This window comes from Veillonella sp. ICM51a, from assembly GCF_000524355.1.
In the GTDB taxonomy this organism is placed as follows: domain Bacteria; phylum Bacillota; class Negativicutes; order Veillonellales; family Veillonellaceae; genus Veillonella; species Veillonella atypica.
The window spans coordinates 60,312-77,271 of sequence record NZ_JAPX01000006.1 but is presented as its reverse complement, the minus strand read 5'-3'; the positions used below and the strand labels follow the sequence as shown (position 1 = coordinate 77,271).

General features: G+C 37.8%; 19 protein-coding genes. 1 reads left to right on the top strand and 18 read right to left on the bottom strand.

Annotated features, from left to right (window positions below):
- Positions 1 to 13 precede the first annotated feature (13 nt).
- Entirely contained in the window at positions 14 to 520 is a 507-nt protein-coding gene (locus HMPREF1504_RS00775; protein WP_005378718.1) for an S-adenosylmethionine decarboxylase family protein, read from the top strand.
- 106 nt (positions 521 to 626) lie between these two features.
- On the opposite strand, the gene HMPREF1504_RS00770 is transcribed toward HMPREF1504_RS00775, so the two are convergent.
- The 18 genes from HMPREF1504_RS00770 to HMPREF1504_RS00685 all read right to left on the bottom strand — a co-directional run bounded on the left by HMPREF1504_RS00770 (position 627) and on the right by HMPREF1504_RS00685 (position 16,960).
- Complete coding sequence (locus HMPREF1504_RS00770; RefSeq protein ID WP_038122644.1) at positions 627 to 1,310, bottom strand: HAD hydrolase-like protein; 684 nt, start codon at positions 1,308 to 1,310, stop codon at positions 627 to 629.
- A 2-nt stretch (positions 1,311 to 1,312) separates the two neighbouring features.
- Complete coding sequence (gene sufU / locus HMPREF1504_RS00765) at positions 1,313 to 1,738, bottom strand: Fe-S cluster assembly sulfur transfer protein SufU (RefSeq protein WP_005378700.1); 426 nt, start codon at positions 1,736 to 1,738, stop codon at positions 1,313 to 1,315.
- An 11-nt stretch (positions 1,739 to 1,749) separates the two neighbouring features.
- Positions 1,750 to 2,979, bottom strand: coding sequence for a SufS family cysteine desulfurase (locus tag HMPREF1504_RS00760; RefSeq protein WP_038122641.1), 1,230 nt, complete (start codon positions 2,977 to 2,979; stop codon positions 1,750 to 1,752).
- An 11-nt stretch (positions 2,980 to 2,990) separates the two neighbouring features.
- On the bottom strand, positions 2,991 to 4,037 hold the full coding sequence (locus tag HMPREF1504_RS00755) for a SufD family Fe-S cluster assembly protein (protein WP_038122640.1): 1,047 nt from the start codon (positions 4,035 to 4,037) through the stop codon (positions 2,991 to 2,993).
- A 9-nt stretch (positions 4,038 to 4,046) separates the two neighbouring features.
- A complete protein-coding gene (gene sufB / locus HMPREF1504_RS00750) occupies positions 4,047 to 5,456 on the bottom strand; it encodes a Fe-S cluster assembly protein SufB (RefSeq protein WP_005379968.1) in 1,410 nt (469 codons plus the stop codon).
- A gap of 8 nt (positions 5,457 to 5,464) precedes the next feature.
- A complete protein-coding gene (sufC, locus tag HMPREF1504_RS00745; protein ID WP_005378715.1) occupies positions 5,465 to 6,208 on the bottom strand; it encodes a Fe-S cluster assembly ATPase SufC in 744 nt (247 codons plus the stop codon).
- Between the two features lie 273 nt (positions 6,209 to 6,481).
- Complete coding sequence (locus tag HMPREF1504_RS00740; protein WP_038122639.1) at positions 6,482 to 7,738, bottom strand: diaminopimelate decarboxylase; 1,257 nt, start codon at positions 7,736 to 7,738, stop codon at positions 6,482 to 6,484.
- 56 nt (positions 7,739 to 7,794) lie between these two features.
- A complete protein-coding gene (locus HMPREF1504_RS00735) occupies positions 7,795 to 8,214 on the bottom strand; it encodes a DoxX family protein (protein WP_005383483.1) in 420 nt (139 codons plus the stop codon).
- Between the two features lie 230 nt (positions 8,215 to 8,444).
- The gene (groL, locus tag HMPREF1504_RS00730; protein ID WP_005378685.1) at positions 8,445 to 10,070 is read right to left on the bottom strand and encodes a chaperonin GroEL; all 1,626 of its coding nucleotides are present in this window, start codon (positions 10,068 to 10,070) and stop codon (positions 8,445 to 8,447) included.
- A 99-nt stretch (positions 10,071 to 10,169) separates the two neighbouring features.
- Positions 10,170 to 10,451, bottom strand: coding sequence for a co-chaperone GroES (gene groES, locus HMPREF1504_RS00725; RefSeq protein WP_004696047.1), 282 nt, complete (start codon positions 10,449 to 10,451; stop codon positions 10,170 to 10,172).
- A 227-nt stretch (positions 10,452 to 10,678) separates the two neighbouring features.
- Complete coding sequence (locus HMPREF1504_RS00720; protein WP_038122636.1) at positions 10,679 to 11,248, bottom strand: ANTAR domain-containing response regulator; 570 nt, start codon at positions 11,246 to 11,248, stop codon at positions 10,679 to 10,681.
- The gene (locus HMPREF1504_RS00715) at positions 11,249 to 12,616 is read right to left on the bottom strand and encodes a sensor histidine kinase (RefSeq protein ID WP_038122634.1); all 1,368 of its coding nucleotides are present in this window, start codon (positions 12,614 to 12,616) and stop codon (positions 11,249 to 11,251) included.
- Between the two features lies 1 nt (position 12,617).
- A complete protein-coding gene (gene tsaD / locus HMPREF1504_RS00710; RefSeq protein ID WP_005378712.1) occupies positions 12,618 to 13,652 on the bottom strand; it encodes a tRNA (adenosine(37)-N6)-threonylcarbamoyltransferase complex transferase subunit TsaD in 1,035 nt (344 codons plus the stop codon).
- A complete protein-coding gene (gene rimI / locus HMPREF1504_RS00705; RefSeq protein ID WP_005378736.1) occupies positions 13,649 to 14,098 on the bottom strand; it encodes a ribosomal protein S18-alanine N-acetyltransferase in 450 nt (149 codons plus the stop codon). The genes tsaD and rimI overlap by 4 nt, the downstream gene beginning before the upstream one ends.
- Positions 14,099 to 14,100: 2 nt before the next feature.
- Positions 14,101 to 14,856: a tRNA (adenosine(37)-N6)-threonylcarbamoyltransferase complex dimerization subunit type 1 TsaB gene (gene tsaB / locus HMPREF1504_RS00700; protein WP_038122630.1), complete on the bottom strand. Its 756-nt coding sequence runs from the start codon at positions 14,854 to 14,856 to the stop codon at positions 14,101 to 14,103.
- The gene (gene tsaE, locus HMPREF1504_RS00695; RefSeq protein WP_005378694.1) at positions 14,840 to 15,331 is read right to left on the bottom strand and encodes a tRNA (adenosine(37)-N6)-threonylcarbamoyltransferase complex ATPase subunit type 1 TsaE; all 492 of its coding nucleotides are present in this window, start codon (positions 15,329 to 15,331) and stop codon (positions 14,840 to 14,842) included. Before tsaE ends, tsaB begins: the two co-directional genes overlap by 17 nt.
- Complete coding sequence (gene thiL, locus HMPREF1504_RS00690) at positions 15,324 to 16,301, bottom strand: thiamine-phosphate kinase (protein ID WP_016475652.1); 978 nt, start codon at positions 16,299 to 16,301, stop codon at positions 15,324 to 15,326. The genes tsaE and thiL overlap by 8 nt, the downstream gene beginning before the upstream one ends.
- 98 nt (positions 16,302 to 16,399) lie before the next feature.
- Positions 16,400 to 16,960, bottom strand: coding sequence for a GerMN domain-containing protein (locus tag HMPREF1504_RS00685; RefSeq protein WP_009661236.1), 561 nt, complete (start codon positions 16,958 to 16,960; stop codon positions 16,400 to 16,402).

The following is a 16,960-nucleotide window of genomic DNA, read 5'->3' as shown; positions in this document are numbered from 1 at the left end:
AGAAGGTGCTACAATGGCAGATGCATTAGGTCATCAATTATTACTAGATTTATACTCTTGCAATGAAGAATCCCTCTCTTCCGCTGCAGCCGTACAAGAAAGTGTAGCTGCTGCATTTGAGTTAGCAGATATTGAATTAGACGAAATTAACTATCAAGTTATGGATGATGAAATTGTTGTTCTTGCTATTGCAAAACAATTTCATTTCACATTACATGCGTATCCGGAATTGGGTTATGTAGCAGTTGATTTATTCGCCTTCAATCGTACTCTACCACTTACACAATTTATGAAATCCTTACGTCAATCATTTGGATCTGAAAAGGTAAAAGCAACCACTGTCCAACGTGGCGATTTTGGTAACGAACGCGATATGAAACCGCGTCGCAAAACCAAAATTACAACACTTGGTCGTGTATTCCGTACACGTATTCAATTAAAACAAACTGGGGGCAAACTCAAAAAACAAAGCGCTAAGGTTATCAAATCATTAGCTAAAAAAAGTGGCCTAAAAAAATAACATAAGAAAAATCTAAAAGACCTTGCTCAATACGAACAAGGTCTTTTTACTGCGTCAAAAAGGCTAGAGACGAATCCCTAGCCTTTTAATATAAACATTAATAGTCTTATCTACGAACAAGCATTTCCTCTAAGTCCAAGGTCATAACAATATCATCTACATCATCGCAAAGATATTCTGCATTTGCATCGTTTAACTCTGTTTCGGTACCATATCCATAGGTAACACCTATAGATATACACCCTAATTCATTGCCTGACTCAACATCGTATTTTCTATCCCCTACCATGTATACGAGACGACGTCCCGTATCATCAGTTAATGGATTACCACACAATTCGATAGCCTTTTGTAGAATCTCTTTCTTATGAACCAAGCCTTCTTTGTAATTGGCCCCTACAATGACATCAAAGTATTGTGTAATAGAAAAATGATCTAAAATCTCGCGTGCATAAACTTCTGGCTTAGCCGTAGCCAAAGCCACAGTATAATGTTCATTTTTAACCTTGTCCAATAGGTCGATGATGTTAGGATACAATTGATTTTCGAATTTACCAATGGTACCATAGCGTTCACCAAACTTTTTATATACTTTTTCTGCTTCTTCTAATGCCATGCCACAGTGTTCTTGAAATGAATCTACAAGTGGAGGGCCTAAGAATAATAACAATGTTTCATGAGGTGGAATTTCATATCCAAAGTATTCGAGTGCATATGTGACACTCTTCAAAATTCCTTCTTCTGAATCTGTTAAGGTTCCATCCAAGTCAAAAATAATGGTCTTATTCATAATTATTTCTTTAAAGCCTCTTTTAATGTATGCCATGCTAATACAGCACATTTTACACGAGCAGGCATATTAGAAATATTTTGTAAGGCCATAGCATCTTCCAAATCTTCAAGCTTAGATTCGTCAGTAACCTCTTTTTTTATCATACCCAAGAATAATTCTACCAAACGCAATGCTTCTTCTACAGATTTACCCTTGATAATATCAATCATCATGGATGCTGAAGCTTGGCTGATAGCACAACCAGAGCCTGTGTAAGCTGCATCTTTAATAATGCCATCTTGTACATCAATTTGTAGCGTCAAATCATCACCACAACTTGGATTGTGCCCATGTTCGGAAGCAGTAAACTCACTTAACTCACGTTTATTACGCTTATCTTGATTATGTTCCAAAATAAGTTCCGTATACAATTGATCCATTTCCATGTGAATGTCTCCTAATCTTTAAAGCCCATTACCGAACGGACAGTTTTTAATACTTCTAAGAATGCATCTAAATCTTCTTTACGCGTGTATAAATACATGCTGAGACGTGTAGATGCAGCTACGTGAAAGAATGCGCCCAAAGGTTGTGCACAATGATGTCCAGAGCGTACACAGATACCTTTAGAATCAAGGATAGTCGCTACATCATGAGGATGTACATCATCTATTGTAAAAGCGATAACGCCATGTTTTTCACGAGGGTTTTGAGATCCCAATACGTGAACATGAGGGATTTCAAGCATCTTAGGCAATACATAGGATACCAATTCTTCTTCATGTGCCTCAATAGCATCCATGCCGAAAGATTCGAGATAATCAATAGCGGCATGTAATGTTACAGCACCATGAGCATTTGGTGTACCAGCTTCGAATTTATATGGTAATTCATTGAATGTAGTAGATTGTTCTTTTACATATTCAATCATATCACCACCGAGTAAGAATGGTGGCATTTTTTCAAGTAATTCTCGTTTCCCATAGAGCACACCAATACCTTGAGAAGCACACATTTTATGACCAGAGAATACGAAGAAATCACAGTCCAAGGCTTGTACATCTACCTTCATATGAGGTGTAGATTGAGCTCCGTCAAGAACGACAATAGCCCCTACAGAATGAGCTTTTTCAGTCAATTCTTTCACAGGAAATTCCATGCCAAGAACATTGCTCACATGGGCAAATGCCACAATTTTAGTACTTTCATCAATCTTATTGATTTCACCATCTTTCAAATGGCCCGATTCATCTAAGTACATATACTCTAATGTAGAACCTGTTTTCTCAGCAACATATTGCCATGTAACAAGATTGGCATGATGTTCTGCAACAGTAATGACAATCTTATCGCCTTTTGTAACAAAATTAGCGCCATAGCTATGAGCGATTAGATTCATCGATTCCGTACTATTACGGGTAAAGACAACCTCTTCTCGCTCACGGGCATTGATAAACTCAACAACGCGGTCACGTGCATTTTCATACGCTTCCGACGCTTCAATAGCGAGGATATGAGAACCACGATGTGGATTACCATTGTGATGAAGCATATGGTCTGTAAGGCGATCCATTACCATTTGAGGAATTTGCGCCGTTGCACCACTATCTAAGTAGATAAGGCGATGACCATTATGTTCTTTATGTAAAATAGGAAAATCCTTATATGCTTCTGTAATAGGTCTCATAGTCAATCCTCTTAAATCTTATTACGTACTGCAATCAAAGCAGCTTCTTCAATCACGTCATCACCAATGCGATCGATGATTGGTCGAATCATTGATTCTACAATAATATGTTTAGCTTCTACTTCACTAAAACCACGGCTCATGAGGTAGAACAATTTATTTTGATCAATTTGTCCTGCACTAGCTGCATGATTACCTACTACATTATCTTCTTTACACAATAACAATGGTAGAGAAATAGATTTAACAGTAGGATCTAACAATAAACATGTATCTTCTTCAGCACCTTCAGAGGCAACGGCACCGCGAAGGAAATCCAATGTACCACGGAAGGATTTTTTAGATGTATCGCTTAAGGCACCTAATGTATGAATATCACTAAAAGATTTTTTACCACCATGTGTCATGAGCATAGCAATATCAAATTTTTGTTCCTTATTGCCTAAATAAGCAATGTCATGAACGATTTTACTAGATTCACCTTGTAAATCATGTTCATAGTTTAGGAAGTTTTCTTTGCCACCAATTTCTACATTGATGTATTCCACATCGGCATTATCCTCTAGTTTTGTATAGCGATGTTCGATATGCTGTACAGTTTCGTCTAAAAGATTTACTTTTTTAACGACAATCTTGGCATTAGATTTTACATCGTATTCATTAAGATATTGGATATTAGTCGCCTCTTTTGTACCGCCATCTAAGAAGAATTGTACTTCTACTTGCGCATCTTCTTCGACGATAAATTGGAAACGACTAGCGATACGTGCACTCGCATCAATGCGAATGCCCACCACTTCTTTTGCCTTAGCAGGCACATGGATACGATAGCCTTCAGCTTCGCTTACAAGCTTAGCTACAGCCTCACCATTAGCACCTTTATAGTTTGTATTCATCAAAGCTGTACCAGCTGGCAATGGGCTTATAATGGCATCATTACCTTTTACCAATACAGCTGTAGTTTTGTCTGATTCTCCCCAAAGACTTGCTGGAGTATGGTTAACACGCAACCATCTAAAGGTAGGTCTAGGAAGTTCATTAAATAGTAATTCGCTCATAGTACCTCCTTAACCGATAGAACCTTCTAATTCAAGATTGATTAGATTATTCATTTCAACAGCATATTCCAATGGCAATTCTTTAGAAATTGGTTCTACGAAACCACGAACAAGCATTGCACGAGCTTCTTCTTCACTAATACCACGCGTCATAAGGTAGAAAATAGCTTCATCAGAAATACGGCCAATCTTAGCTTCATGACCTAAATCGACATTATCATTTTCTACAATAATAGCTGGAATTGTATCAGATTGAGAAATTTCATCCAACATCAAGGATTCACAGGATACAGTTGCTTTTGCATGTTCTGCATTAGGACCAATTTTCAACAGGCCACGATAAATAGCAGCGCCACCGGATTTGGAGATAGATTTAGAGTTTACATTACTTGTTGTATATGGTGCATTGTGAACCACCTTACAACCAGTATCAAGGAATTGACCTTCACCAGCAAATGTTACGCCTGTAAACTCAGCATGAGCACCTTCACCATTAAGAATACTCATTGGGTACAAACAGGATACGTGAGAACCAAAGGAACCAGATACCCATTCAATAGTACCGCCTTTACCTACAACACAACGTTTGGTATTGAGGTTGTACATATTCTTAGACCAGTTTTCAATTGTGGAATAACGCAACGTAGCGTTATCCTTAACGAACAATTCTACTGCGCCTGCATGAAGATTGGATACATCGTATTTAGGAGCAGAACAACCTTCGATAAAGTGTACCTTTGCACCTTCTTCTACGATGATCATCGTATGTTCGAACTGACCAGCACCTGGTGCATTCAAACGGAAATAGGATTGCAATGGAATATCCACTTGCACGCCTGCAGGAACATATACAAAGGAACCGCCAGACCAAACGGCACCATGAAGAGCTGCCCATTTATGATCTGTAGGAGGAATCAATGTCATCCAGTATTTTTTTACGATTTCTTCATGTTCATGAAGTGCTGTTTCAATATCAGTATAAATTACGCCTTGTTTTACAAGATCTTCTTGAATGCTGTGATATACGACTTCGGAGTCATATTGGGCACCTACGCCTGCAAGAGATGTTTTTTCTGCTTCTGGAATACCGAGGCGATCAAATGTGCTCTTAATATCGTCAGGTACTTCATTCCAATCGCCCTTCATATCTACTTTAGGCTTTACATATGTGTAAATATGTTCCATATCTAAGCCAGAAATATCAGGAATCCAATTAGGAATTTCCATACGATTGTAAATCTCTAAGGATTTCAAACGGAAGTCAAGCATCCATTCCGGTTCATTTTTATTAGACCAAATTTCACGGATAATATCTTCTGTTAACCCAGCATCAGCAATATAGGAATACTCAAAATTATTCTTTATATCATAGACACCACGGTCCATATCCGCAACTTGGGTTTTCTTTCTTTCTTCCATGTTGCCTCCTATGCTAATGCTTTGTATGCGTCGTAACCTTTTTCTTCAATTTCACGAACCAATGAAGCATCACCAGTCTTAACGATTTTACCATTGATCAAAACATGTACAAAATCAGGTTTTAATTTTTGTAAAATTTGATTGTGGTGAGTAATGATTAATACTGCATTATCTTCATTGTGGAAACGATTAACACCTTCGGATACAATACGAACAGCATCAACGTCAAGACCAGAGTCTGTTTCATCAAGAATAGCCAATTTAGGATTTAAAATAGACATTTGAAGAATTTCATTTTTCTTGCGTTCCCCGCCGGAGAAACCTTCGTTTACATAACGTTGTGCATAGGATGTGTCAAAGGACAATTCATCCATTTTTTCTTTCAATTCTTTTTTGAAAGCCAACGCACGTACATTTTCACCTGTAATTGTAGATTTTGCAGTACGGATGAAGTTTTCTACAGTAATACCAGGAACGGAAATTGGGCTTTGGAATGACATAAAGATACCTGCTTTTGCACGATCATTTACAGCATCTTCTGTAATATCCTTGCCATCAAATACGATAGAACCTTTATCAACTGTATACAATGGGTTACCCATAATAGCATTTGCCAATGTGGATTTACCAGCACCATTCGTACCCATTACGACGTGAATCTCACCTTTATTTATTGTTAAATTAATGCCTTTAAGAATTTTCTTCTCTTCTACAGACACTTCCAAATCTTTAATCTGAAGTAATTCAGCCAAAATATTTCACTCCTTCGTATCAGATAATCTGATTATATGATTAAAACTTTATAATCACATAGAAAAACGGCGGTACGCACAAGGGTGATACCGCCGTATTCTCTCGCCACTTTAGCAAGTATGTGCATAACAATCTATACTCATTATACATTCTTATCTAAATGATAGCAAGATATTCCTACTAAAATATACAGGGATTAGAAAAAATCCCTATATATTCGTATATCTTATGTTTTATTAATACTAGTTCTCAACTCTATTTAATTCTCAATATTATAAATTAGAGAAGTCTAATGTACCAAACAAATCATCGTATGTTTCAGCGCGACGAATTTGTGTAACAGATCCATCTTTGTGCAGTAACAATTCAGCAGAACGTAATTTACCATTGTAGTTAAAGCCCATCGAATGACCATGTGCACCTGCATCATGAATGATGATACGGTCACCAATATCAATTTTAGGCAATTCTCGTTGAATAGCAAATTTATCATTATTTTCACACAAGGAACCAGTTACATCATACACATGATCTTTAGGAGCATTTTCTTTTCCCATTACTGTAATATGATGGTAAGAACCATACAATGCTGGACGCATTAAATTCGCCATACAAGAATCTAAACCGATGTAGTGACGATAGATATCTTTTTTGTGAATAGCTGTAGAAACAAGATATCCAAATGGGCCTGTTACCATACGACCGCATTCATAGGCCAAAGCAATATCCTTAAGACCATTGCCTTTAATGATTCGATCATAAGCTTCATGAACACGTTCGCCCAATTTTTCAAAGTCAACAGGCGTTTGTTCTGGTTTATATGCTACGCCTACACCACCACCAAGATCGATAAATTCAACATCGATGCCTAATTTTTCTTTAATTTCTACAGCTAGGTTAAAGCAGATTTCAGCTGTACCTACCAATCCATCAATATCAAGTTCATTGGATACAACCATAGTATGTAAACCAAAATGTTTTACACCCTTTGCTTGTAATTGCTTATATGCCTCAAATACTTGCTCACGAGTCATACCGTATTTTGCTTCCTCTGGAAGGCCGATAATCGTATTGCCCCCTTCTTTCAAAGGACCTGGATTATAACGTACGCAGAATGTATCTGGTAAAGAGCCGTGATGTTTTTCTAAGTATTCAATATGAGTAATATCATCTAAATTGATGATAGCCCCCATATCCAAAGCCTTTTTATACTCTACATAAGGTGTGTCATTGGATGTGAACATAATGTCATGGCCTGTAATGCCCACCTTTTCGCATAGAAGTAATTCAGCTAAGGAAGAACAATCAGCGCCTACCCCTAGTTTTTGCAACACACGCATAATATATGGATTTGGAGTAGCTTTCACAGCAAAATATTGTTTAAATCCCTTATTCCAAGAGAATGCGGAGATAAATCTCTTCATATTATTAACGATGCCTTCTTCGTCATAAATATGAAACGGAGTCTGATAGTTAGCAATAATTGCTTCTAATTGTTCAGATGTAAATGGAACTGTTTTTTGATTCATAATAACCTCTCTACATAGTAAAAGACTCATCTATGATGAGTCTTCTAATTAACTGATTATTTAAATAATGCCTTATCTAAACTATAGCGACCTGCACCAGCAAAGAACAACATAATGGCACCAAAGGCCATTTGGGACGGATAATCCCAACTAAAGAAATTGCCGTTAAGATTCAATATGGTCGCTACCGCCAAGGTACCTACAACTAGAAGCGTGCCAATACGTGTAAACAGGCCTATAATAAGAAGAATACCGCCGACCATTTCTGCATAAGATGCGATGGTACCTAATATAACCTCAAAGCCACTTGGCACACCTAAGGCGGACAACATGGCCCCTACCTTATAAAGACCTTGTTCACCACTTACATATTTTAAGTATCCATGATAGAACATGGAAATACCTAATGCAAGGCGATAGAATAAAAGCCCAAAATTAATATAATCAGGTTTACTTTTAAATAAAAAGTTCAACATAGTAACACCTCTTTATTATATAGATATTTTTAGATATAAAAATTATATGCTATATACTAGTGTCTGTCAAACCAAGACTCTTATATGAAATTCTATAGAATTATACCATAAATGGCTTATGAAATCAATTTATCAAGATTCATTCCAAGAATAAAAAATCCTAATGAATGTAGCAATCTACATTCATTAGGATTTTAATATATTATCTATGTATCGCTAAAAGCAGTTGATTACATCATACCGCCCATGCCACCCATTGGAGGCATTGCAGGAGCAGCAGCATTTTCTTCTACTTTATCAGCTACGATTGTTTCAGTAGTCAATACAAGAGAAGCGATGGATGCAGCATTTTGAAGAGCAGAACGTGTTACTTTTGCAGGATCCACGATACCAGCTTTAACCATGTCGATATATTCTTCAGTCAATGCGTTGAAACCAACACCAGCTTCTGTATTTTTAACTTTTTCTACTACAACGGAGCCTTCAAGACCAGCATTGTAAGCAATTTGACGAAGAGGTTCTTCTACTGCACGTTTAACAAGGTTAATACCAGTTTGAACATCACCAGTAGCTTCCAATGTGTTCAATGCAGGGATGATATCGATGAATGTAGTACCACCACCAGCTACGATACCTTCTTCAACAGCAGCACGAGTTGCGTTCAATGCGTCTTCGATACGAAGTTTTTTATCTTTCATTTCAACTTCTGTAGCAGCGCCTACTTCGATAACTGCAACACCACCAGATAATTTAGCAAGACGTTCTTGTAATTTTTCACGGTCGAATTCAGAAGTTGTTTCTTCTACTTGTGCACGAATTTGGCTAACGCGTTTAGCAATTACGTCTTTATCGCCTACACCATCGATGATTGTAGTTTCATCTTTAGTGATGCGAACTTGACGAGCTGTACCAAGATCAGTAAGTTCTACAGAATCAAGTTTACGGCCCATATCTTCAGTAATTACAGTACCACCAGTCAAAATAGCGATATCTTCAAGCATAGCTTTACGACGGTCGCCGAAGCCAGGAGCTTTAACAGCTACTGCTTTGAAAGTACCACGCAAGCGGTTTACTACCAATGTAGCCAATGCTTCGCCTTCTACATCTTCAGCGATGATAAGAAGTTCTTTACCTACTTTTACCACTTTTTCAAGTGTTGGCAACATATCTGCGATAGCACTGATTTTACGGTCAGTAATCAAGATGTATGGGTTATCCATAACAGCTTCCATACGATCAGGGTCAGTTACCATGTAAGGGGAAATGTAACCGCGGTCGAATTGCATACCTTCTACTACGTTTAATGCAGTTTGCAAGCCTTTAGATTCTTCTACAGTGATAACGCCATCGTTACCTACTTTTTCCATAGCTTCAGCAATTAAGCCACCAATTTCTTCGTCAGCAGCAGATACACTTGCAACTTGAGCGATTTCAGATTTACCAGAAACTTTAATGGAGCGTTTTTTAATTTCTTCAACCAAAGTTTTAACGGCTGTTTCAATACCTTTTTTCAAGATCATTGGGTTAGCACCAGCTGCGACGTTGCGCATACCTTCTTGAATCATAGCTTGTGCCAATACTGTTGCAGTAGTAGTACCATCACCTGCTACGTCGTTAGTTTTAGTAGCAACTTCTTTTACCAATTGAGCGCCCATGTTTTCAAATGGATCTGGAAGTTCGATATCACGAGCAATAGTTACACCATCATTTGTGATTGTTGGGGAACCGAATTTTTTATCCAATACGACATTACGGCCTTTTGGTCCTAATGTAACTTTTACAGCATTTGCCAATTGATCAACGCCACGACCTAATGCGCGACGAGCTTCTTCATTAAACAAGATTTCTTTTGCCATATGTATTACCTCCTAGATAGTAACACTATCCAATGTAAAGAAATATATGCCCTAAGGCAATATAGAATGTATCATTAATATGTATAGCCTTGAAAGCTATTATAATACTGCTAAGATATCGCGTTCGCTAATAATCAAGTGAGTAGCGCCATCGATTTCTAATTCGCTACCAGCGTATTTTGCAAACATAACAGTATCGCCAACTTTAACTTCTGGAGCTACACGTTGACCATTGTCATATACTTTACCAGCACCTACTGCTACAACAACACCTTCTTGAGGTTTTTCTTTTGCTGTATCAGGAAGGAAGATACCACTTTTAGTTTTTTCTTCTTTTGCTTCTAAACGGATAAGAACGCGGTCAGCTAATGGTTTTAACATATGATGTCACTCCTTATTTACTATGTATTATTCATAATTCATTAGCACTCTAACTTATCGAGTGCTAATCACATGTATTATTATAACCTATGTCAAAATAATTGCAAGTACTAATTTTGATTTTTTGACTTTTTAGTTTTTACAAGTACTAATTCATATAAAATAACCTTCTATATAAGCTTTTATATCTTATATAGAAGGTTATATGTATCGCCCTATAGTTTTTATTAATTAGACGATGCTTGTTGAATGATTAGCTTACATATATTGACAATAGACTCTCGTTTCTTCATACTTAATTGCCGAATTCGATTATATGATTCGTCCTCCGTAATTTTATATAAATCCATAAGAATGCCTGTCGCTTTTTGTATTATTTTTCTTTCTTCTAGAGTTTTCTCTAAATCAGCCATTTGTTGACGTGACTCTAAATCATCTAAAAATCGACCACATGCCATTTCTAATGTTGGAATCAGCTGCTCTTCTCTGACAGGTTTTATTAAATATCCATATACACCAGATTCACGAGCTTTTGTCACTAAATCCTGTTGACTATAACTAGTTAGAAGTACAACAGGTGCCAAGTGGTTAAATCCAATTTGACGAGCTGCTTCTATGCCATCTAGCTCAGGCATTTTCACATCCATTAACACCGCATCAGGTTTTAGTTCTTTACACATCGTAATAGCTTCAACACCATTCGATGCTTCCCCAACCACTTCATGTTGTTCAGATTCTAGAATATCTCGCAAATCCATGCGGATTAAAGATTCATCATCAACGATTAAAATACGCATTTATTGCTCCTTATGAATATGAATTGTAACAATAACCCCAACATCACCATTTTCAATCGTCATATGACCTTGTAGCTCGTGATTCACCAAATTATTAATAATTTGCATGCCTAATCGCTTACTTTTAGCCATATCAAAATCACGAGGCAACCCTTTACCTGAATCTGTAAATACTAGAGCAATAGTATCATTCATACTGGATACAGATAATGAAATTACACCATCAGTCCCATCCAACCCATGCACAATACTATTAGAAATTAGTTCATTGAATACAAGAGAAATATAACTGGCTTGATGAGATGAAATAATACAATCGTCTCCATGATAGCGAAATTCTACATGTTGATTACGATTTACCATGCTCTGGCGTAATAAGCGGCACAATTCATCATATATGGATCGTATAGAAATATAGTCTTCATCATAGTGAGATACTAAATCATGGACAAGGGCCATACTTTCAATACGGGAAATACCCTCTTGTAATGCCGATTTTACCTCTGGTAAATCAGAGCGCCGCGCTTCCATCCGTAGTAAGCCCGCTACTGTTTGTAAGTTATTTTTAACACGGTGATGTATCTCTTTAATAATGGAATTTTTAACTAGTAGTTCTTGTTGCTGTTTACTTTCACGGGTACAATCGTGAAGAATTAAAAAGCAACGACATTCATTGCGTCCCATCGGAATAGGAATCAAATGCTGTCTTAGTACCATATTATGATAGATTTCTTCGGATACAAAATCATTTCGTTCATCTATGACACGATGAATAGCAGATATTTTTAAAGAACTACCAAAAATAGATGTGCCCACCAACCGCCGATCAACACCGACTATATCCGCCAAGTGTAACGCCGTATCATTGCCGTACAGGATAGTCCCATTTTGGTCAAAAATGATGAGCCCATCCAAATACGATATAGGCTCATATTCTTTAATTTGTTCATCTGTGGCCGTCAACATCAATCGGTGCATTGTATCGGCTACGATAAATCCTCGTTTACCTTCCACACCATTGGCAGGCGCTATATAAGAGAAGGAAATGCCTCCTATAGTCTTACCGCCATTATCGACAATAGGAAATAGATATTCAAATCCATTTTGTGTGAATTGTTGAAAGCTTTCACCAGTAGTGATTAGTTTTTTCCACATATCAGAACTAGGTATGCGAGATGTAACTAATGAGTCATTAGACTCATATATACACATCATGTCATCATTCGCAATCTCTGTAAACAAAACAATCTTATGTTTACTCACCGATTGGCCAAAGCGAATCATATGACTAATATGAACTAGTAGGGCTGCTTGCAAACTAGATAGATTTGTTTCCTTAACAAGTTCATCATATATATGTACAGTCATACTAGTTACCTTCTACCCATGCAACGGTACCAATTGGCACACTAGGCTTAGCATTTAAATGTAAATCGCAGAATTTTCCGGCTTGTGCCATATAGTAAGCACGGCATCCAATCATAGCCGCATTATCAGTAGCTAAAATTTTACCTGGTTTATAGTACGTAAATCCTTCTTCATTACACATATTCTCTAATGCTACTTGTAAGCCTTGGTTAGCGGATACACCACCAGCAATGGTTATTTTAGTTTCCCCTAGTGTATGAGCTGCATCCTTAGTTTTTTCTACGAGAACATCTACGATGGCCTTTTGAAAGGACGCTGCCACATCAGCCTTATGTATGTCTTCACCCTTTTGTGATTTACTATTTAAATAATTTAGAACAGCTGATTTTAAGCCACTAAAGCTAAATTCAAAATTTCCCGACTCACTAAGGGCCTTCGGAAACTCAATAGCATCTGGATTGCCCTCTGTTGCTAATGCATCAATATGAGGTCCTCCAGGATATGGAAACCCCATAACACGGGCAATTTTATCAAAAGCTTCACCGGCCGCATCATCCCGTGTTTGTCCTAAAATCTCGAATTCTTCATAACCTTTCACATGAACTAGCATAGTATGACCACCGGATACAACAAGGCTTAAAAATGGTGGCTCTAATGTAGGATTAGCTAAGAAATTAGCAAAAATATGACCTTCCATATGATGAACAGGTACTAATGGAATACCCGTAGCAAAGGATAAACCTTTTGCAGCTGCTACACCAACTAATAGGGCCCCTACTAATCCAGGACCATAGGTAACCCCTATATGATCGATATCATCCAATGTGACATGAGCATCCGCTAAAGCCTTATCAATAACAGGGATAACTTGTTCTATATGATGGCGGGATGCAATTTCTGGCACTACACCACCAAATTTTCGGTGAATTGGCACCTGACTCGATATGACATTAGAAAGTACTGTACGGCCATCCTTAAGTACAGCTGCCGATGTTTCATCACAGCTACTTTCTAATGCTAATGTATATACACTCATTTTCCTTCCTCTTTAATAAGAGACATGATATACGCATCTTCTTTAGGCTCTGAGTAATAATTTTTTCGCATACCTTTTACAGTAAACCCCAATTGTCGGTATAAAGATAAAGCAGACAAATTAGATATACGAACTTCTAAAAAGATTTCATGCATGCCTCGTTTAAAACATTCCTCTATCAATGCACTCGTAAGTTTAGCACCAAAGCCTTGGCGTCTTGCAGATGGACGTATCGCAATATTTGTAATTTGCCCTTCATCATATACGAGCCACGCCCCTGCATAACCTACAACACCATTGGCATCTTCTACAACATAATAGAGTTTCTTATCTTCATTCAGTAATTCTGTTTCTATGGAATCTAAACTCCAAGGAACAGAAAAGCATTCCATTTCAATAGCAAAAATTTCCTTTGCATCCTCAATCGTTGCTCTACGGACTGTCATGTCTATTTTTCACCTGCCGCTTCGATTACAGTGACTGTAGGATTCTCCTTTAACATAGCAGGATTATCTTTATGCTTTTCTTCCCACAATACTTCTGCTTCAGACCGTCTAATATAGTACGGTACCATATCCATAGGATCAGCACTTTCACCTCGTTCAATCAAAGGGCGGGCGCTTAATAATAAAGAGCTAGCCTTAGGTATGCGATAGATAGGATCACCAATGATTAATAACTCATCATCTGCTACTAGTGGAGCAATCCGCTTAATACCATCGCCCACAAATACGACGCGTTTATATTGGTTTCGTAATCGTTCTACTAATGAAGCAGCTTCCACTACGAATGGCTCTTCTTTAACCTGTAAACGCTCTCCATCATATGCATACAGAGCCGCATAGACATGTTTCTTTTGCGCATCAATAACCGTGCAAATCGTATCAGTAGTGTATGGAATATTACGCGCTAATCCATCCATAGTCATAACTCCATATAAAGGTATATGTAATGCATAGGCCATCGCCTTTGCTGTTCCCATTCCTATGCGCAAACCTGTAAAGGAACCGGGACCACTAGCAACAACGATTCCTTTTAAATCAGATTTTTCTACCCTCGTCATCTCTAGCAATGATTGAATATGTGGTACCAACTGCTCAGAATGAGTCAATCCTGCTTGTATAGTAATTTCACCAAGTAACTGACTTTCATTGATCACAGCAACACTAGAAACGACAGAACTCGTTTCAATTCCCAACCACATACATACCTCCTAAAGTATTCAATGTTTCAGCGTCAAGTACATCGCTCTCTAATGTAATCCGTCTAGAGTGAGTATCAATCGAATCAATATGTATCCATAACGTTTCATCGGGCAATTCATCTTCAAACTTATCCGCCCACTCTACAATGGCAACTTGATCCTCTGTAAATTCATAAAATCCAATATTTTCTAATTCACTTACATCATCCATGCGATATAAATCAAAATGGTATATTTCACCGGCCAATGTCATATAGGTATTCATAAGAGAAAATGTAGGACTTGTAATATCCTCCGACACGCCAAGACCCTTTGCTATGCCCTGAGACATATGAGTCTTACCAGTCCCTAAATCACCGATTAATGCCATGCATAGTGGACTAGCAGACTCTTTGACCCACTGCCCTAGGCGTTCACCAAAGCATTGTGTATCCTCTACAGAATATGTTTCTAATGTAACTTTATTTTTACTCATGAAAATGATTATATCCTTTCGCTTCTAATAAGCGTATCTCTTTATCCTTAGTCACCAATTGTACCATCGGTTTTCCCTCTATAACCTCACCAATAAGCGTGATAGAACCTAACTGTTCTAATGCCTGTGAAAGCTCCTTAGGCGCCGTAAATACGAGCTGAAAATCTTCACCGCCCAATAAGGCATAATCAACAGGATTAGTATGTAATACAGCAGCTAACTTATATGTTTCTTCATGCAATGGGATAAGTGCTTCATCAATGACGATTGAAACATGTGATGCCTTTGCTATTTCATTCAACTCACTACTAAGGCCATCGCTAATATCATTCATACTGTGAATACCAAGTTCGCGTAACGATTGGCCTAATTCAATTTGAGGTTCTGGTCGTTGATGACCGATGCACGTCATAGGATAGCCATCAAAGTTATATGATAAGGATCCTAACCCTGTGGCAGCATAACCAATATAATTAGTAACGCCCACCACATCCCCAGGTCGGGCACCACTTCGTAGTATCGCTTTACCTTTAGGCACTTCGCCTATGATAGTAATGGTCCACACCATGGGGCCATCTATACTGACCGTGTCACCGCCAATAAGATTTACATGATATCGTTGGCACTGATCCTTAATCCCTCTATAAATTTCATCTAAAATTCGCGTGTCAATATGACCTGGTGCAGATACAGATAATACAACCTGACGTGGTATACCTCCCATAGCAGCAATATCACTCAAATTAGCCGTCATCAAACGATATCCTACATCATAGGGCGCCATATAATGAAAGCTAAAATGAACACCTTCCACCATGGTATCCGTACTTATAAGCTGATCATACCCTTCACTAGCTTTATAAATGGCACAATCATCGCCAATACCTTGCACCACTGTCTTATTGTCATATATTGTATCCGATTCAATACTATGTATGAAATTAAATTCACCAAGAGTTTTAAGTTCCACAATATCACCTTTTTTATCTTATACACTATATGTATTGTAACATATATAGGAATGCAAAAAAAATCGACCTCATCATACTGATGAGGTCGATTCGTACATTATTTTTTTATGAGTTGTTCCATCCGTTTAACAGGGCTCTTCGTATCGAATGCGCCTACAATAGGAACCTTTTTGCCATCACATACAAAGAGCACTCCATTGATATTATCAAAAGAGGTCAATGTATTAACAATAGCAGCCATTTGCAACTTAACAGTTAAGTCGCCACCTTTACCATCAACAAAAGCTTTATTCACCTCTACAGAAGCAACTCCATCTTTAACTGTTACAGAGTTGATTTTTATCGCTTTATCAAAGATAGGATACTTTTGTTGGCGATCAGCTTTTAACATGGCAAGCAATGCCGCCTTCGGCGTCACCTTATCTGCTGCGATATCCACGGATTGTTGTTTAACACCGGAACCATCTTCAGTAGGAACAAAGAATACCATTTTAACGGATTCACTAGAAGTCTTAGCAGTTTCAGCATCTTTATTGACCTTGACCTCTTGGCTTACGTTTGTAGAACCTGTGTTTTGCATTTGATTGGAATTACAGCCCGCTGTAAAAGCTAGGATGCCGATACAAGCAATCACTGTTATTTGATTTCGAATATTCAT